Source organism: Candidatus Thermoplasmatota archaeon, assembly GCA_030018475.1.
Lineage (GTDB): Archaea > Thermoplasmatota > JASEFT01 > JASEFT01 > JASEFT01 > JASEFT01.
Window position 1 is genome coordinate 1 of the sequence record JASEFT010000024.1, and the last position, 15,615, is coordinate 15,615.

Consider the following 15,615-nt stretch of genomic DNA (forward strand, 5'->3'; position numbering starts at 1 on the left):
CACCGAATTCTTCCAAAATTCTGTACACTGGTTCTGAGAGAGATGTTGCCTCTATTACAACTCTTAGACCTAATCTTTCGGCTAAGAATTTTCTCCAACCTTCTCTTGTGTTTGGAAATTCTTTTTCGGATATTATTTTGCTTTCTTCTTCGATTACACCGTAGCAGTTTATTTTATGCGTATCTACGCCTGCTATTCCCATATTTTTATCACCTCTTTTTCTTCTTGTAGGAAGCTACAATTTGACATGAGCTTCCTAAGTTAAAAATAGAAATAGCATATCAAACTTATTGAATGGCCATTTTTCTAAGTAGTATTGATTTTTTTAGAGCGGTGTGGCTATAAATTAGAGACAACCAAAAGAGATGCATTGAGCCTTTATATATGAGGTTTGTCTGAGAATGATGTTATTGATTACCTGTGGCAACAATGCGTGATCGAAGTTAGCACAAGTAGCAAAACCTCTTTTTAGGAGGCTAAAATATCATACTGAGGGGCATACCCGATTGCATGTGATAAACATGGGCTAAAGTACAATAACAACTCAGCGGAAAGAGATAACGGGAGAGTAAAGCAGCGATACAAAGTGATGAAAGGGTTTAAGTCTTATAGCTCGGCAGAAGCTTTTCTGGATATACTAGACATACATCATAATTACATCAAACCTAGTATGGCTCTGGATGGCAGCTACCCAGCTGAGCATGCTAACATACATTTACCCCTAGAAAGAATAGATTGCTGTTAATCTGTTTTTACTTCTCCGCCTGCGCTTTTAACTTTCTCTACAGCTTGCTTTGAAGCGCTTGGAATAATTATAGTGAGCGGCTTGTTGAGTGCGCCTTTACCTAAAAGTTTATCATAGCCAAGCTCTTTCAAATCTAATATTAATTTACCCTCCTCTTCTTTGACTGCTAAGTTCTCTTCACTAATTTCGCGCAGGTTTATTGTCCTCTTCTCCTTTATTACTTTCTGAGGTCTTTTAAAGCCGCGCCTTCCAAAATAGTCTGGATGATATTTCAAAACCAACGTATATTTGTGTTTATGGGTACCTGCCATACCGCATCCGCCTCTTTTACCTTTACCACGCCCTCCCTTCTGACCCCTTCCGTGCGTTCTAGAGCCTCTAAACTTTTTAGTTCTGCTCACCATTTTTACAACATCCTTGTGATTAATTCATTAATAGCTTTGCCTCTATAGCCAAGCGCGCCACCGACTTTATAAGCTCTTTTTATGCCTTCGTAGCCTTTTCGAGGAGGGCTCAGTCTTAATATAGGTTTGATTGGCAGCTCATTATACTTTACATTGCAATTAGCCAAAGCGCTTGCAAGCTCTTTAAAAGAATGATATATTGTATTGCTCTTCAGCCATTTTTCAGTTAAAGGTATATTGCCTTGCAAGCGCGCTCTTTTTTTTATAAGTAGCTCTAAAGTATCATTTTCTAATTCGCCCCAAGTAACGTAATCTTTGACCTTCCGCAGCATTCCAATATAATCTGGTACTGATGGTAGGATTACGCAGTGATTTGCCTTTGTAAGCCTCAGCATTTTCAGAGTGTCTTTTATATCCTTTCTTATATTTACACTGCCTCTAATTCTTATTACTGCCAGCGCTTTCTTCTGTTGCACTGGTTTCACCTCCCTCCACTACTTCTGCTATATAGCCACTTTTGATTTTTAACTTCTCTTCGTGAGATTTTGTTATTTTAATATTTGTGATTTTTAGCAATGCATCGTAAGTTGCTTTTGCAAAGTTTACGCTTGTTCTTGTTTCACCCTTTGTAAAAGTCCATATGTCTTTTATACCAGCGAGTTTTAAAATTTTTTTAGGTATTTTTGCGCATGCTAACCCAACACCTCTTGGTGCAGGTAGCAACACGATTTCAGCTGAGCCGCACTTACCTGCAACCTTAAAAGGTGTTGAGTGGGGCTGCATACAGCCGCATTCCCAGGAGCCGCACCCACGCTTTATCTCAATAATATTGAGTTTTGCATTGTCAATTGCTTTTTTAATAGTGGCTGCCACTTCAACACCTTTTACTCTACCGAGCCCTATAAAGCCGTTATAATTTCCTATAGCTACAGTAACTGCAAACTTTATTCTTCTGCCGCTATCCGTCATTCTCTGTACCATATTTATATCTAGAATTTCATCTTTTAGCTCAGTGATAAGCGCATCTACAATTTCAGGCTCTTTAAGAGGCAAGCCTGAGTTAAGAGCTTGACTTAATGTGGTAATCTTGCCTTCAGCAACCATCTTTCCAAGCAGTGTTTTAGGAGCCCAAAGAGTTTCTGGCATTGCCATTTTTCAATTCAACACCTCTTCCTCTATCTTGGCTCTGACCTCATCAAACAATGTTTCTAACCCTTCTTTTATATGCTTGCCTTTAATTCTATCTTCGCTAGGAAGCATATTTTTGCTGTGAGGTATTTCAAGACCTGCGTCTAGAAGCCCTTTAAGGCATGCAAACACATGAGCTCCTTTAGAAGCTGTACGAAGCCCAATATCTAGCGTTGCTTGAGTAACTTTTTTAGCTCTAGCCCTTTTACCTGCCAGTAAGCCTGTAAGATAGCCTGCAGGTAAAGTATCTGTATTAGCGCTCCAGCCGAGCTTTTTTAGCTCATGCGCAGTAGCGCTGGCAACGACTCTATCGCCTATAGCAGTGTATTCTATAATCTGGATTATTGAGTTAGTTAATGTTTTACGTACTACAGCTCTAGGTAAATTCGATTTAAGTAGTGCCAGTCTTTTCCTATAGTCTGTTTTTCCTTCTCTGCGCCGCTTGAATTTCACTCTATAGGTAGCTTTAATCATTTCAGCTCCTTTATATAGGGTTTAAGCTGAGCTTCCAAATGAAGTTTGCTCTTGAACATTCCGCCTTTTGCTAGTAAATAAAATTTTCTATATATTTGGCTTGCTATTTTACCTTCGTTGCGCAAATTTTTTAATAGTTTTCTTTGCGCCCTTATTCTCTGAGCCCATTGCTTCTTTTTACTTAGCCTTGCATAGCTAGAGCTTTTCCTAGAGCCTATACCTTTTCTTTTACCTCGCTTCTTTTTCAAAAATTTGATTTTTTTACGAGCTTTAGAGATGCCTCTTGAGGGTAGCTTTTTAATTGCACCACCTTTAATTAAATTTCTTATGTCTTTTCTTGTGATAGCTTCTTCTACTTCGTTAGCTCTATCTTGGTCTATCCATACTCTATGCAGTCCGCATTTTAGCAATTCAGATGCCAATCTACGCTGAGCGGTTAACTTCATTTCTCGCTCCTGTTGAGCACTCTTATAGCTAATTCATCAGCTCTTTTTTCTAGAGCAAGTCTTTTTCTAGTGCCTACATTATGCGCTATTCTCGCAGCTTCTAATTTAGGATTTATGCTCTCAAGCTCTTTGATGTTGTGCACAACCACTTCTTTAAATCCAAGATTATGTAAGCCTCTTACTAATTTAGGCGAGCCATACCCAATACTAGGAACGTCTATTCTGTACTTGAAATGCCTTTTTAATTTTGAATGTATTCCTTTTGGCGAGCGCCACTTTTCGCCGAGCCTTTTGTATCTGAACCATTCCTGACGCTTGAAATTTGGCTTCTTGCTCTTTATTATTTTACGAAGCTCTAGCTTTTGTTTTAATTCTTTCGTTAGTTTAGGCGTTATTTTAGGGAGCTCTTTCTCTACTATCTTTACTTCCTTTTTCTCTTCCTCAGCCATTTTTATCTTTAACCTTTCTTCACTATGTAAATACCATCTTGAAATACTCTGGGATCGCGAGCTTTTATTTTAGTTGCAAGCTCTATGTTGGCAGCAGTTTGAGATACCTTTTCCAAGTCTATCCCAGTAAGTATTACTTTATCGCCTTTAATTTCTACTTTGGTGCCTTCTATTATTGCAGCAACTCTTGGCGAATGCTCGCCAAGGAAGTTCTCTATAACGAATTTATCACCCTTAACTGTAGCTTTTATTGGGAAATGTGAGTAAACTATTTTGAGCTCGTATTGCCAGCCCTTAGTCACACTGTGCAACATATTTTTCAAATGCGCTAGTATTGTATATAACAGAGCTCTCTCTTTCTTTCTACACTTTTCACATGAAAGAACTAATGATTGCGCAGTTTTTTCTAATTTCAATTTATGAATTTTGAGATTCTTGGTTAGAGTACCGTTAGGGCCTTTAACTAAGATACTATCTCCTTTAAGCTCTACAGTTACTTTTTCAGGTATTTTCAGCTCTTCAACTAAAATCTCCTTGCCCTCAGTAGACATAAGCTAATAATTTACCTCCTATACCAAGCTTTTTGGCTTTAGAATGATCCATAACACCCTGGGGCGTAGTAACTATAATTATTCCGAAATCCTGCCCAGGCAAGTAGCGGGCTTCAAATTTTTCAAGCTCTGTTTTTTTAACTGCGAATCTTGGCTTGATTATCCCGCAAGTATTCATTGATGTTGAAAGCGTTACTTTAAACTTGCCTCCTTTTCTATCATCTATATATTCGAAGTGCTCTATGTAGTTATTTTCTTGCATTACTTTCAATACATTACCTATAAGCTTGCTTGCCTTTAACTCACAAGATCTTTTACTAGCGTATATTGCATTCCTCATACTGGTAAGTGCATCGTTAAGCAAATCTTGCGACATGTTTCTAAGAATATTTTTTAAATCCTAGCATTGGTGCTAATTCTCTAAAGCACTGCCTGCACAAGTGCATCTTATACCTTCTTACAATACCTCTTTTTCTGCCGCATCGTACGCAACCGTCAGTCCTACCGTATTTTTTCTGTGGCTTCATTCTATTATTTCAACTCCAAAGTTAGATTTGATATATTCCATAGCCTCAGCTGCAGTTACTCTGTGCTTCTTAGGTATTTTAGCACGAGCCCTTTTTCTTGTCGCTACTCTTTCTCCAGCTCTTGCTAATCTAACATTAACATCCATACCAAATATCCCTATGCCAGGATCGTATTTCATTTCTGGGAAATCAGTATAGTCTGGTATTCCAAATGAGAAATTTCCATAATTATCAAATGAATCACGTGGTATTTTATTATCTCTAACCCAGAGTGCATTTTTTAAGAATTTTATAGCGCCATTACCTCTTAAAGTTACTTTACAGCCTATAGGCATGCCCGGCTTTAAATTCCATTCTTTATTAGTAACTTTAGCAAGCGTTCTTATAGGCTTTCTATCTGTGAGCAATCGCAGTACTTTCTCAGCCTTTATCAGCTTTTCGCCGCCTTCGCCTACACCTATATTGACGACAACTTTAGCTATTCTTGGCATGCGCATAGTATTTTCATTCAATTGCGCTCACCTCAGGTAAATTAATTTCTGGCTTGTCTCTGCCTATAACGAAAACGTAATCTTTCGTTGTAGAGAAGTTTTCTAAATGTACAATATTTGGCTGGGGCGACTTCGTCGTTTCGTAACTCACTATTTTTGCTATTTTACCGGAATGCTTGCCACCAATAATTAATGCAAGATTCTCGTTTTCAAGTTTATAGCAATCCAGAATTTTCTGAGATGGTAGCTCTATTTTAAGGGTATCACCTGTCTTATAAGCGTTCTTGTCCAGAATTATATTTCTGCCGTCATGCAAGTTCAGCTGCGTTTTACCACCTTTTATAGTAGTTTTATTCTCTATTCTTACAAGTTTCCAATTGCTCTCTTCATGCGCTATTCTTACAAGCGCTAATTTTCCTTTGCTGTCCACAACCACTCTATACTGCTCTTGAAGTTTAGGAATTGACAGTACATCCATTAGCCCCACAGCTCTTTTATGGTCTTTCGCTTTTTTACAATCTACTAAAATTTCACCTCTGGCAACTATTCTTTTACAGTCTTTTGCTGTATCGCCGTAGTGCAGGAAGTCGCGAATTATCAATAGTAATGGGTAGCTTCTTTGAATAGGATGTGGGCCGCAGCGCGGCTTTACCACCCATACTTTACCTTTTCTTGATATTTTCCATGTTTTAGGGGCAGCTAGCCTCTTAAGATGTTTGCTCATTTTTTTCTTCCACCCTTACAACCTCTTTCTTCTTGCGCTTCCTTTCAACTTTTACCAGCTCTTTGCGCTTCTCTAGTTTTTTACTACGCCAAGGATCTGAGAGGTCTAACTTAGTAATTAATAAATTTGAAGGGTGTATTGGTCTAGGTACTTGCGATTTGTCTGATTTAGCAATAGTGACTCCTTCGAGAGTAACCTTCCCTGCTTTGGTATCTACACTTGCTACTTTGCCGATATGGCCTTTAAACGCACCTCTCATTACTTTTACAGTATCCCCTTTTCTTACAGGGAAAGAGCGTAGATTATATTTTAGCATAAGCTCTTCAGCTAAATGCGCTGATACCATTTTCCTTTTTTTATGCAAAGGCGCTGTGAACAGATATTTTCTGACTTTTCTGGGTTGAATTGATTTTATAGCCATGCTCTCATTTTCACACTATTATACTTGCAAGTGCAGCTACTCTAGGCCATCGTTCTGCAGCCTCTCTAGCTACAGGCCCTTTAATATCAGTACCTTTAGTCTCGCCCTCAGGAGTTGTGAGTACCGCTGCATTATCTTCGAACGATACCATTATACCGTCAGGCCTTCGGAACGGGCGCTTCTGCCTAATTACGACTGCATAGAGCACTTGCTTCCTTAGCTCTGTAGCGCCTTTCTTTACAGATACAACGAGCATATCGCCTACACCTGCGCAGGCATATCTTCGATGCGTGCCATGATATTTGGGCACTGTAATTATTTGCACTACTTTAGCGCCTGTATTATCTGCACACTCGAGCTGCGAGCCCACGCACAAACCCCTTGTTATTCTTCCTGCAATTCCTTTCATTTTTTCTCAACTATCACGAAACTCACAGTTTTTGCTAGCGGTCTGCATTCCATTATTTTTACTTTAGCCCCTACCTTAGCGTTGATGCATGGCGGGTTATGCACAGAATAGCGAGCGGTCCTTTTTTCGTAGCGCTCATATTTTGGGAAATATTTATAATATTCTCTTTCAACCACTGCTGTGTTAGTCATTTTATCGCTTACAACAACGCATTCAATGATTTGTCCTCGTACAGATAAACTACCGTGGAAAGGGCATTTAGAATCGTTGCAAGTACTTTCAGGGGGTTTTACATCTATACCTATATTACGTGTTTTTACAGTCATTTCTCATTTCACTTTTTTCAGTCTGTCCTCAGGATGATGGAGTAATAAGTTACCATCTACTTCTATACTTTTTCCTTCTTCTGTAAATTTGAATTTGATATTCTTTTTAGGTACTCTTATTAATTTCATCTCAGGCTCTTTCTCTATCAGAAATGTGTTTTTAGTTTCATCTACAACATTTCCTTTTATCCCAATATAACTCTCGTGAGCTGCTTGAATTATTTCTATACTAACGCCTATCAGCTCAGCGATTGCTAAGATCTCTTCTTTCATTTTTAGCTCCTATTTTATTTTAGCGCTCAGTCCCATTTCCTGCAGCGCTTCTTGTACCTTCTTCTTATGGTCGCCTTGAAGCTCAATTGTATTGTTTTTTACAGTACCGCCTGAAGCGCATCTTGTTTTTAGCTTTTTTGCAATTTCGTTTAGGTCCATGTCTTCAATCCCTTCTATTATAGTTACCTTCTTTTGGTACCTCCTTTCTACTGTGTAAATTTTTATTTCCTGTCGCTCTTTAGCTATCTGCTCACACGCACAGAGCTCTTTAGGCAGACCACATAGTGTGCAGATTTCACTCACTCTTTTTTTCCTCCTCGAGCACTGTAAGTATTCTAGCGATAGTTTTCCTTAGAGCTTTGATTTTACCGGGGCTCGTAGGCGCGCCGCCCATAGCAGCTGTGCCCCGTTCATGCATAAGCTCATATCTCAGCTCTTTAACCTTTTTCAGCCTCTCTTCTTTAGGTAGTGCTCTAATCTCCTTTAACTTCATTTTTATTCAACAGTTTTTTCTAATGGTACTTCAGGTACTGCTTTTTTAGGAACTTCTAACTCTTTGTGCAGTATTGAAATTTCGTCTGGCAATTTTACATCAGGTGGCATGATTTTGACTTTTACACCTATTATACCAGGCTTTGTAAGAGCAGTTGCATAGCCTTCTTTCATATAGAGCTCTGCAGGCTCACCACAATATTTTATATGGCTTGCAGAGAATTTAGCGCTTTTATGTCTTTCACCTGTAATTTTACCTGAGATTATTACTTGGCATCCTCTAGCACCCGCACTCATTATTCTCTCCACTATAGAATGGCCTGCACGCCTAAAATTCCAGCCTCTTTCTAAAGATTCTGCCAGTTTTTGCGCCATCAAATGGGGATTAAGTGCAGGTGTTTTTATCTCCTCTACTGCAATTTGCGGGTTCTCAAACTTAAATTTCTGCTCTATTGTATCTGTAATTCTCTTCACTGTCTTTCCTTCTTTACCTATAATCAAGCCCGGCTTCTCAGTAAATATTGTAACGCGAGTACCTAGTGGTGTGCGCTGAGTATCTATTGCCCCGAAGCCGGCACGCCCAACTTCTTTTTTAATGTACTCTCTTAGTAGCGCTCTACGCAAATTCTCTGCTATGAATTTTCGGCCTGCAGTCAATTATTCTTTGCCTCCTTGTCACTCATTCTTTTTTTAGGAACTTTTTCCTCTGTTTCTTCAAACTCCTTCAAAATCACCTCAATATTAGAGGTATGAGTATCCCAAGGTGTAGCTCTACCGAATGCTCTAGGCATTCTTCCCTTTATTACTCTACCTCGATGTACAGCAATATGATAGATGTACATGTTATCAGGGTCAAGCCCTTTGTACTCCGCATTATGCTCCGCATGCTGCAGAGTTTCAAGTATTCCTTTAGCTGCATTTACAGGATATCTTCCGGCCATGATACCTTTACCTTTGCGATGAGGTACATCCCTCTTAAATCTATGAAATGGTACTGCTCTTTTCAACGCTATAACATCTTCTAAATATTTTTTAGCGTCTGCCAGCTTTTTACCTTTAATAGCACAGCACAGCTCCATGGATTTCTTAGGTGATATTTTGAGCTCTCTCCCTAATGCCTTAGCACTACCCTCGGGCTCTACTTTTAAAGAGTAATTTAGTTTTGCCATTTTTCTATTTTAAAGGCAGGAATTTACTTGATCTTGTTGCGCCGACGCCAGGGCCACTGTGCTTTACAAACTCGCGTGTCATTGTGAACTCGCCTAAGTAATGACCGATCATTTCAGGAATTATTTCTATAACTTTAAATCCCTTACCATAGTGCACTCCTATCTTCTTACCTACAAGCTCAGGCATTACGAGAATATCTCTTCTGTGCGTCTCTATTACCTTATCACTCTTTCTCACTTTATCCCAAAATTTCTGCTGCTCTTCGCTAAAGCCTCTTTTCAAAGATCTTCTTGCACGAGCTGGTAGAATTTTAATAAGCTCTTCTTTAGTCATTTGTTTGAGTTGCTCTAAAGTATAGCCTCTGTAAGTAAATATTTTTTTTCTTCTTGTAATTACCTTCTTCTTTGCCATTTTTATAGTTTCCTCCTGCCTGTGCGTTTAGGCGCTATTTTACCAACCTTTCTGCCAGGCGGTGTGTCTCTGCTTACACTACCGTGCTTGCCAACGTGCTGATGACCACCGCCGCCGTATGGATGCGCTACCGGATTCATAGCAACGCCAGAAACTCTTGGATAGTATTGCGCTTTCGCTCTTAAAGCTAAATATTTTTTGCCTGCCTTAAACCAAGGCCTCTCTATCCTTCCACCGCCCCCTGCAACGCCTATTGTAGCTCTGCATTGCGGATTGAAAGCCTTCATTTTGCCTGAAGGCATTTGTACAATAGTTTTAGCGCCTTGCGTTATGACAATTCCGCGTGTGCCTGCAGAGCGCACATACTTCCCGCCATCGCCTGGTTGAGCTTCTAAATTAAAGACCTTGGTACCTTCAGGAATTCTGCCTAAAGGTAAAATATTGCCAAGTGCCGGGAGCGCCTTTTCGCCTAAATTAATAGTTTGAGTTGATTTTAGCCCTTCAGCGGCTGGTAAAAATATTCGCGTACCTTCTAAAATTATTTCTGCTAAAGGTGCAGTCCTTCCAGGATCATGTAGTATATCTTTAACTATCCCAGAGCCTTCTTCTATGTTGGGATATCTAGCTTCAGCTACATATTTATGGCTAGGCGCTCTGAAAATACTGCCTGCTCCGCGCCTCCTTGAAACTATACGTTTACCCATTTTTTAAATCACGCCCATTCTCATACCTAATTCGCTGGCTGAGTATTCTTTTTTTAGTTTCACTATTGCATGCTTACCTTCCTTAGTAATTCTTGTGGTGACTTTATCTATTTTCACTCCCAGTATTTCTTCAATAGCTCTTTTTATTTCAGGCTTTGTAGCTTCCTTTTTAACTACAAATTCAAGTTTATTCTCTTTTTCTATTAATCCCATAGACTTTTCAGTTATATAGGGATAGAATACTATTCTGTAACAGTCCTTCTGCTTAGCCAAATTTGGCAGTCACCTCCTGTAAAGCCTTCTCGGTGAGTGCAGTAAGTCTTCCTGCCACTCCACCTGGCGCTAGTAGCTCTGTATTTAAAGTTCTTGCTGTGGCAATATCTATACCTGGGAGATTTCTAACGCCTTTTCCTATTTTCTCTAACTTACTCACAATTACAAGTATCGACTTAGGCACATAATATTTACGCCCTCTCCTTTTGCCGATTCCTGCTCTAATATGGGTATTATTTTTAGCGCGTTCTAGGTCTTCATAAACACCTAGTTTTTTAAAAACCTCAATTACTTCTTTAACAGTGGCTAAATTCTCAAATTCATCTTCTATAACTATAGGAAGTGTAAGCTTAGGATTGAATTTATGACCTCTTGCGATAACAAGCTCTTTGTCTTTTGTAGCGCTAAGCGCTGATCTCAAAGCTTTCTTCTTTTCTTTTTTGTTGATTTTTTCACGCCATATTTTTTCAGCTTTAGGTGGATGAGCTCTTCTACCGCCTACAGTACCTGGTGCGAAAGAGCCTGTGCCGTTCGCGAGTCTAGGCACTCTAGACATTCCTCTGCCTTTTCCTATCCAAACTGCTACATGCCTTTTACCAGCATATATAGAAGCTCCGTAAGGCTGACGTCGGTTAGCTTGAATAGCACAAACAGCTCTTTTGATAATGTCTGGACGATAGGGCTCTTCTAAAACAGCAGGTAGCTCAATGCTCTTCTTTGCTTTCCCTTTAAGTGAATATATTTTTAACTTCATTTTTTACTTACCTTGCTTGCTAGCTACAGAAATATATTTAAGCTCAGGTTTCTCTACAAACACACCTTTCAATCTCGCAGGGTCCCTTAGCCTTACTAATCTTTTTACAACACCTGGAACTGAGCCGTGGATGAGCAAATATTTGTTTCTTATAATTCCGTAGTTAACAAACCCTCCTTTAGGTACTATTTCCTCAGGCTTTTCGCCTATTTTAAGTATTCTTTTGTTGTATTCAGTTCTCTGATGATAGCCTGTCTGACCACCCTGCGGAACTTCTCGCGCAACATAACTTGGGTTCCAAGGTCCTTGAGTACCTATCATTCTTCTCCTTTTGCTGTTTTTATGCGAAAGCAATTTTACACCCCATCTTTTTATTGCACTTTGCCAGCCTTTCCCTTTCGTTATACCAGCTATATCTACCATTTTTCCTTCTTTAGCGTATTGAGTAATATCTACTTCTTTGCCAAGTAGATCTTCTGCATATTTTATTCTCTGCTCTATCGTTCCGCCTCCGATTCTTATCTCCATGATCTCGGGAGTTTTTTTTGGTATCGGAGCATGCTTAGGTGTGGTATGTGCAATTACCCTTACATCCTCTACTTTCTCAACTTCTGTTTCCTTCTTTTCTCTGCCCTTTTTAGGCATGCATATTCTTTTCGCTAGCTCTTTATCTAACTTATCGCACCATTTTTCGGTAAGAGTTCTCAATCCGTAAGGAGTTCTTTCGTAGAATCTAATTCCAACTACTTTCATAGGCGGAGTCTCAATTACAGTTACAGGCACTTGCACCTCTTGACCACTTGTTGTAGACATGGGTCTATAGTCAACTAACAGTGCATGCGTCATTCCTGCCTTGTAGCCTGCAAACCCTTGCAGTCTAGGCTCTCCGCTAATCTCAGGCCATGAGTTGAAATGCGGTATTTCTGAGCGAGCTCTTTTCCTGGGTGAATAGCCCAAACTACCCCTTCTTGGATGATGTATACTCATTTTTCAATTACTCCTAGGCTCTAGCCTACGTAGCTCTGACTGTAACACATTATCAAGCTTGAAAATTTTTTTTCTGTTTTTTTAAGCTTGATTATGGGTTCGTTTTTGCAAGGCGCTACTAACGATAGCCCATCTGACGTGTGTAGTCAGAGGGTGAGTTTTAGAGAGAATAAGCGTCAGCCATATATAAATCTTTTTATAGCTGCAGATTAATTTTATACTTATGATAAAAGGCAAACGTGTAGTTTTTATTATAGCGCATTCCAATTTCAGGGATGAAGAGTTATTTGAGACTAAGAAAGTTATTGATGAGAATGGCGGTATCGCAACAATAGCATCTACAGATTTAACGCCAGCGCGCGGAATGTTCGGAGCACTTGCTAAGCCAGAATTAACTTTGGATAAAGTAATAGTTGATAATTACGATGCATTGATTTTCGTTGGGGGTTCTGGTAGTGAGATATATTTCAACAATCCTCGAGCACATCTTATTGCGCGAGAAGCTTCTGAAAAGAATAAAGTTTTAGCTGCTATTTGTATAGCTCCTTGCATACTGGCAAACGCAGGAGTAGTTAGTGGTAAAAGCGCTACAGTGTGGGATGGAAAATATATTGAAATTCTGAGACGCAAAGGCGTAAGATATAGCGCCGAACCGGTAGTTACAGATTGTAAAATTGTAACTGCAAAAGGTCCTGAGTTTGCAAGAGAATTTGGCGAAGCTATCGTTAGACTGTTATCGCTGGAAAGTTGACTGCCATTAGGATTTCTTTCTTAGTTTTTTAATACTCAAAATGATTAGAATAGCTGTCAAAACAGCGCATGCTGCAATACCTAATTCAAAGGTAGGCGGCGTTGGGCTAGGCTCTACATACACATTCACCAACCAGTAATTTAATATCCTAGTCTCGCCATCGAAAATTTCTACAGAAACATTCCACAAACCGCCTTCTGTAAATAGATGCGTGTAGTGAGTTGCGTTTTTAGCGTGAACAATAACTTCTCCGTTTACACGCCATACGATTGTTAAATTATCGTCATCTTCGTCACTTAAACTTTCTATAACAAATGTTTGATATTTAGGGGCTGTTATGTTAAGGTACTCTCCTGTGAGAAGCATCGGCGAGAATATTGCTGTAGGGGCACGATTTACATTTTTCACTTTTACCAGCCATTTAATTAAAATATAGTCATAGCAGTCTGATATATTGACTTCTACAATATAATCTCCGGAAGACTTATAGTCTGTATTGAAAATAAACGTAGATGGCGCGATTTTGCTGGAATATCTCAAGATATCATTTACAGACCAGTTTATAAATATTGTATCGTTATCAATATCTATGCAATCAATTGCAAATTCCAACGAAGCAAGCTCGTTTATAACCAGCTCCAGCTCCAAAGGAGTGTAAGCCAGAATTTGCGGTATGCGATTAACGTTCATAACGATTAAATTCCAAATTTGAGTTGTGTTCTCTGAAGAAGCTTTTGTGTTGTTGTAATAGTAAATATCGCAGACAACAACTTTGATTCGATACTCACCTGAAGATGTGTAATCTGCTTTGAACAAGTAAATGCTACTATCTGACAATGTTTGATCAGTAATGTTTTGCCAGTCAGAGAATTCGCCAGTAATTTGCTTTTTCTGCAAATACCAATATTTAGTCAAGCCTCTGTTTTCAGGATCTTTAGCATCTATAATTCTAAATTCTTGAGTTGAGTTCTCTTCAATCACAATTGTAGCGTTTACTGGGGAGTATAAAATTTCTGGAGGCTTGTTGTTATCTATAATTACTGTAATATTTATAAGGTTGGTATGCAAGCCATCGAAGGCGCAAGCGCTAAGATTATAAATTCCTTCGTGGAATTGCGTGGTATCCAGTAGGTAGTCCCAATGTACCCTCTCACCCTGGGTTATTTGGACATCTATACGAGTAATATCTTCGCGCTCGGTATGGTTAAGCTCGAGCCAAATATTTTTTACCTCATTAACATCGAAAGCATCGCCTTCTATCTGCACTCTCCCCCAAAGCTTTTCACCAGAGCTTGGCGTGGTGATAGAGATGTTTGGTAGATTATTATCAACTATTACTAAGACGGATCTTACAGAATAGAGTATGCCGTCAAAAGCTTTAACCCAGATTTTTTGCTCACCATCGTCAACAGCTTTTACATTATCAAAAGCTTTTGTATTTAAAGTAATGCTCCAGTTGTGGTTTTCCCTATCTTCTTCTTTTACAGGTTCCCACGCTCTGTCCGCAAGTTTTACTTCTATTTTTTCAACTCTGCTCCCTTCAGGATCAATTGCCTTACCACTCACCTCAACAGTGTTGTTGATCATTTTGTAAGCTTGCGGATAAGTGATTGTTATATCTACAAGCTGGTTCTCAAAATCAAAATCTGTAGAGTTTAGTGCGTAGTAGTGCTCACCCCAACTATCCCTCGCTCTTGCGTAAATTGTATGCGTGCCGAGATAGTATCGGGTTATGCTTAGGTTATAGGTCCAAGTATTAGTTCCGTTTGCAAGTCGCCATGTCTCATCATCTAATTTTACCCAAACACTATCTATACCAAACACTGAGTCGGCAGTTCCATTTACCCATATTGTGCTACCGCTTTGCTCAATGCTACTTATCGTTATGGTTGATTGCCATGCTCGATATTTCTTTAGCACAATTGTCACATTTATTATTTTTTTACTTTCTACGCAATCATCGTTTGAAAACACAATAAATCCTTCCTCAGGTAAATTGGAGTCAAGTACAGTATCTGAAGTTTCGTTTGGTCGAAACGCACCGTACTTGTACGTTTTTCCACTTATGTAATTTTGAAATTCGCGTTTGCTGCATGTAAAGAAATCTATATGCGCGGCTACTCTCTCAAAATGTTTTCCCTCTATAATAGAAAATACAGTTGTTTCCACTGGTGGGTGAATTTGCTCACCACAGGCTACTGTATAAATTATATCAATATGATAGTTCTCAGCTACAGTGCCTTCTGATCCTTTTGGATAGGGGTTTGGAAGAGAATCTTGAAGAGTAACATTCTCAGTATAATTTCCGTTCTTTACATACGTACATACGATAGTAGCGCTTCCTAATTTACTTGCAATTTCTATTTGAAAATCTCCGAACAATCTAAATTCGCATATCCCATTACTATCAGTATACTTCCAGATGCACGGTACTAGAGCCCCAGGAACCCAGTAACCCACTGTAAAGCTTATTCCAATTGGACGCTCTACTAGGTAGGTTGAAACTAAAACTCTAGCGCCATCAACAGGATATCCACTTGTATCATTTACCGTAATTTTTACAGTCGCTGCAGTCTGTGCATAGTAAGGAGTAACCTCTGTTATATGGTCGTCGCCCCACCACTTAAATATACCAGTGCCGCCCC

General features: G+C 39.3%; 27 protein-coding genes. 1 reads left to right on the forward strand and 26 read right to left on the reverse strand.

The window, feature by feature from the left end:
• From QMD21_04360 to QMD21_04480, 25 genes are all read right to left on the reverse strand, one after another.
• On the reverse strand, window positions 1–202 hold a 202-nt coding region (locus QMD21_04360; GenBank protein ID MDI6855996.1), incomplete at its 3' end, for a hypothetical protein.
• A gap of 539 nt (window positions 203–741) precedes the next feature.
• Entirely contained in the window at window positions 742–1,149 is a 408-nt protein-coding gene (locus QMD21_04365; protein MDI6855997.1) for an uL15m family ribosomal protein, read from the reverse strand.
• A gap of 2 nt (window positions 1,150–1,151) precedes the next feature.
• A complete protein-coding gene (locus tag QMD21_04370) occupies window positions 1,152–1,625 on the reverse strand; it encodes a 50S ribosomal protein L30 (protein ID MDI6855998.1) in 474 nt (157 codons plus the stop codon).
• On the reverse strand, window positions 1,588–2,295 hold the full coding sequence (locus QMD21_04375) for a 30S ribosomal protein S5 (GenBank protein ID MDI6855999.1): 708 nt from the start codon (window positions 2,293–2,295) through the stop codon (window positions 1,588–1,590). Before QMD21_04375 ends, QMD21_04370 begins: the two co-directional genes overlap by 38 nt.
• 9 nt (window positions 2,296–2,304) lie before the next feature.
• Entirely contained in the window at window positions 2,305–2,811 is a 507-nt protein-coding gene (locus QMD21_04380) for a 50S ribosomal protein L18 (protein MDI6856000.1), read from the reverse strand.
• Entirely contained in the window at window positions 2,808–3,257 is a 450-nt protein-coding gene (locus QMD21_04385) for a 50S ribosomal protein L19e (GenBank protein MDI6856001.1), read from the reverse strand. Before QMD21_04385 ends, QMD21_04380 begins: the two co-directional genes overlap by 4 nt.
• Window positions 3,254–3,706, reverse strand: a complete 453-nt coding sequence (locus tag QMD21_04390; GenBank protein MDI6856002.1) for a 50S ribosomal protein L32e — start codon at window positions 3,704–3,706, stop codon at window positions 3,254–3,256. The genes QMD21_04385 and QMD21_04390 overlap by 4 nt, the downstream gene beginning before the upstream one ends.
• Before the next feature lie 8 nt (window positions 3,707–3,714).
• Window positions 3,715–4,257: a 50S ribosomal protein L6 gene (locus tag QMD21_04395; GenBank protein ID MDI6856003.1), complete on the reverse strand. Its 543-nt coding sequence runs from the start codon at window positions 4,255–4,257 to the stop codon at window positions 3,715–3,717.
• Entirely contained in the window at window positions 4,247–4,633 is a 387-nt protein-coding gene (locus QMD21_04400; protein MDI6856004.1) for a 30S ribosomal protein S8, read from the reverse strand. The genes QMD21_04395 and QMD21_04400 overlap by 11 nt, the downstream gene beginning before the upstream one ends.
• 4 nt (window positions 4,634–4,637) lie before the next feature.
• Window positions 4,638–4,784 (reverse strand): 30S ribosomal protein S14, encoded by a 147-nt coding sequence (locus QMD21_04405; protein ID MDI6856005.1) that lies wholly within the window; start codon window positions 4,782–4,784, stop codon window positions 4,638–4,640.
• Entirely contained in the window at window positions 4,781–5,296 is a 516-nt protein-coding gene (locus tag QMD21_04410) for a 50S ribosomal protein L5 (protein ID MDI6856006.1), read from the reverse strand. The genes QMD21_04405 and QMD21_04410 overlap by 4 nt, the downstream gene beginning before the upstream one ends.
• On the reverse strand, window positions 5,289–5,999 hold the full coding sequence (locus tag QMD21_04415) for a 30S ribosomal protein S4e (GenBank protein ID MDI6856007.1): 711 nt from the start codon (window positions 5,997–5,999) through the stop codon (window positions 5,289–5,291). The genes QMD21_04410 and QMD21_04415 overlap by 8 nt, the downstream gene beginning before the upstream one ends.
• Window positions 5,983–6,420 (reverse strand): 50S ribosomal protein L24, encoded by a 438-nt coding sequence (rplX, locus tag QMD21_04420; GenBank protein ID MDI6856008.1) that lies wholly within the window; start codon window positions 6,418–6,420, stop codon window positions 5,983–5,985. Before rplX ends, QMD21_04415 begins: the two co-directional genes overlap by 17 nt.
• A 10-nt stretch (window positions 6,421–6,430) precedes the next feature.
• Window positions 6,431–6,829: a 50S ribosomal protein L14 gene (locus QMD21_04425; GenBank protein MDI6856009.1), complete on the reverse strand. Its 399-nt coding sequence runs from the start codon at window positions 6,827–6,829 to the stop codon at window positions 6,431–6,433.
• Window positions 6,826–7,155, reverse strand: coding sequence for a 30S ribosomal protein S17 (locus tag QMD21_04430; GenBank protein ID MDI6856010.1), 330 nt, complete (start codon window positions 7,153–7,155; stop codon window positions 6,826–6,828). The genes QMD21_04425 and QMD21_04430 overlap by 4 nt, the downstream gene beginning before the upstream one ends.
• A gap of 3 nt (window positions 7,156–7,158) precedes the next feature.
• Window positions 7,159–7,428, reverse strand: a complete 270-nt coding sequence (locus QMD21_04435) for a ribonuclease P protein subunit (GenBank protein MDI6856011.1) — start codon at window positions 7,426–7,428, stop codon at window positions 7,159–7,161.
• Between the two features lie 9 nt (window positions 7,429–7,437).
• Window positions 7,438–7,731 (reverse strand): translation initiation factor, encoded by a 294-nt coding sequence (locus tag QMD21_04440; protein ID MDI6856012.1) that lies wholly within the window; start codon window positions 7,729–7,731, stop codon window positions 7,438–7,440.
• Window positions 7,724–7,921: a 50S ribosomal protein L29 gene (gene rpmC, locus QMD21_04445; protein MDI6856013.1), complete on the reverse strand. Its 198-nt coding sequence runs from the start codon at window positions 7,919–7,921 to the stop codon at window positions 7,724–7,726. Before rpmC ends, QMD21_04440 begins: the two co-directional genes overlap by 8 nt.
• 2 nt (window positions 7,922–7,923) lie before the next feature.
• A complete protein-coding gene (locus QMD21_04450) occupies window positions 7,924–8,577 on the reverse strand; it encodes a 30S ribosomal protein S3 (GenBank protein MDI6856014.1) in 654 nt (217 codons plus the stop codon).
• Window positions 8,574–9,089 (reverse strand): 50S ribosomal protein L22, encoded by a 516-nt coding sequence (locus QMD21_04455; GenBank protein ID MDI6856015.1) that lies wholly within the window; start codon window positions 9,087–9,089, stop codon window positions 8,574–8,576. The genes QMD21_04450 and QMD21_04455 overlap by 4 nt, the downstream gene beginning before the upstream one ends.
• A gap of 4 nt (window positions 9,090–9,093) precedes the next feature.
• Window positions 9,094–9,501, reverse strand: coding sequence for a 30S ribosomal protein S19 (locus QMD21_04460; protein ID MDI6856016.1), 408 nt, complete (start codon window positions 9,499–9,501; stop codon window positions 9,094–9,096).
• A gap of 2 nt (window positions 9,502–9,503) precedes the next feature.
• On the reverse strand, window positions 9,504–10,205 hold the full coding sequence (locus tag QMD21_04465; GenBank protein ID MDI6856017.1) for a 50S ribosomal protein L2: 702 nt from the start codon (window positions 10,203–10,205) through the stop codon (window positions 9,504–9,506).
• 3 nt (window positions 10,206–10,208) lie between these two features.
• Entirely contained in the window at window positions 10,209–10,478 is a 270-nt protein-coding gene (locus QMD21_04470) for a 50S ribosomal protein L23 (protein MDI6856018.1), read from the reverse strand.
• Window positions 10,471–11,232 carry a 50S ribosomal protein L4 gene (gene rpl4p / locus QMD21_04475; protein ID MDI6856019.1) on the reverse strand — a complete coding sequence of 254 codons (762 nt, stop codon included), beginning with the start codon at window positions 11,230–11,232 and terminating at the stop codon, window positions 10,471–10,473. The genes QMD21_04470 and rpl4p overlap by 8 nt, the downstream gene beginning before the upstream one ends.
• A gap of 3 nt (window positions 11,233–11,235) precedes the next feature.
• Entirely contained in the window at window positions 11,236–12,219 is a 984-nt protein-coding gene (locus tag QMD21_04480) for a 50S ribosomal protein L3 (GenBank protein MDI6856020.1), read from the reverse strand.
• A gap of 223 nt (window positions 12,220–12,442) precedes the next feature.
• On the opposite strand from QMD21_04480, the gene QMD21_04485 reads away from it, so the two are divergent.
• A complete protein-coding gene (locus QMD21_04485; GenBank protein MDI6856021.1) occupies window positions 12,443–12,970 on the forward strand; it encodes a DJ-1/PfpI family protein in 528 nt (175 codons plus the stop codon).
• Between the two features lie 6 nt (window positions 12,971–12,976).
• On the opposite strand, the gene QMD21_04490 is transcribed toward QMD21_04485, so the two are convergent.
• The coding region (locus QMD21_04490; protein ID MDI6856022.1) for a hypothetical protein at window positions 12,977–15,615 on the reverse strand (2,639 nt) is incomplete at its 5' end.

Coding starts and splice junctions, on each gene's coding strand:
- QMD21_04465 (MDI6856017.1), bottom strand. CDS start 10,205: ATGGGTAAACGTATAGTTTCAAGGAGGCGCGGAGCAGGCAGTATTTTC.
- QMD21_04375 (MDI6855999.1), bottom strand. CDS start 2,295: ATGCCAGAAACTCTTTGGGCTCCTAAAACACTGCTTGGAAAGATGGTT.
- rplX (MDI6856008.1), bottom strand. CDS start 6,420: ATGGCTATAAAATCAATTCAACCCAGAAAAGTCAGAAAATATCTGTTC.
- QMD21_04385 (MDI6856001.1), bottom strand. CDS start 3,257: ATGAAGTTAACCGCTCAGCGTAGATTGGCATCTGAATTGCTAAAATGC.
- QMD21_04435 (MDI6856011.1), bottom strand. CDS start 7,428: ATGAAAGAAGAGATCTTAGCAATCGCTGAGCTGATAGGCGTTAGTATA.
- rpmC (MDI6856013.1), bottom strand. CDS start 7,921: ATGAAGTTAAAGGAGATTAGAGCACTACCTAAAGAAGAGAGGCTGAAA.
- QMD21_04395 (MDI6856003.1), bottom strand. CDS start 4,257: ATGTCTACTGAGGGCAAGGAGATTTTAGTTGAAGAGCTGAAAATACCT.
- QMD21_04400 (MDI6856004.1), bottom strand. CDS start 4,633: ATGTCGCAAGATTTGCTTAACGATGCACTTACCAGTATGAGGAATGCA.
- QMD21_04425 (MDI6856009.1), bottom strand. CDS start 6,829: ATGAAAGGAATTGCAGGAAGAATAACAAGGGGTTTGTGCGTGGGCTCG.
- QMD21_04380 (MDI6856000.1), bottom strand. CDS start 2,811: ATGATTAAAGCTACCTATAGAGTGAAATTCAAGCGGCGCAGAGAAGGA.
- QMD21_04415 (MDI6856007.1), bottom strand. CDS start 5,999: ATGAGCAAACATCTTAAGAGGCTAGCTGCCCCTAAAACATGGAAAATA.
- QMD21_04365 (MDI6855997.1), bottom strand. CDS start 1,149: ATGGTGAGCAGAACTAAAAAGTTTAGAGGCTCTAGAACGCACGGAAGG.
- QMD21_04390 (MDI6856002.1), bottom strand. CDS start 3,706: ATGGCTGAGGAAGAGAAAAAGGAAGTAAAGATAGTAGAGAAAGAGCTC.
- QMD21_04455 (MDI6856015.1), bottom strand. CDS start 9,089: ATGGCAAAACTAAATTACTCTTTAAAAGTAGAGCCCGAGGGTAGTGCT.
- QMD21_04405 (MDI6856005.1), bottom strand. CDS start 4,784: ATGAAGCCACAGAAAAAATACGGTAGGACTGACGGTTGCGTACGATGC.
- QMD21_04460 (MDI6856016.1), bottom strand. CDS start 9,501: ATGGCAAAGAAGAAGGTAATTACAAGAAGAAAAAAAATATTTACTTAC.
- QMD21_04480 (MDI6856020.1), bottom strand. CDS start 12,219: ATGAGTATACATCATCCAAGAAGGGGTAGTTTGGGCTATTCACCCAGG.
- QMD21_04485 (MDI6856021.1), top strand. CDS start 12,443: ATGATAAAAGGCAAACGTGTAGTTTTTATTATAGCGCATTCCAATTTC.
- rpl4p (MDI6856019.1), bottom strand. CDS start 11,232: ATGAAGTTAAAAATATATTCACTTAAAGGGAAAGCAAAGAAGAGCATT.
- QMD21_04430 (MDI6856010.1), bottom strand. CDS start 7,155: ATGACTGTAAAAACACGTAATATAGGTATAGATGTAAAACCCCCTGAA.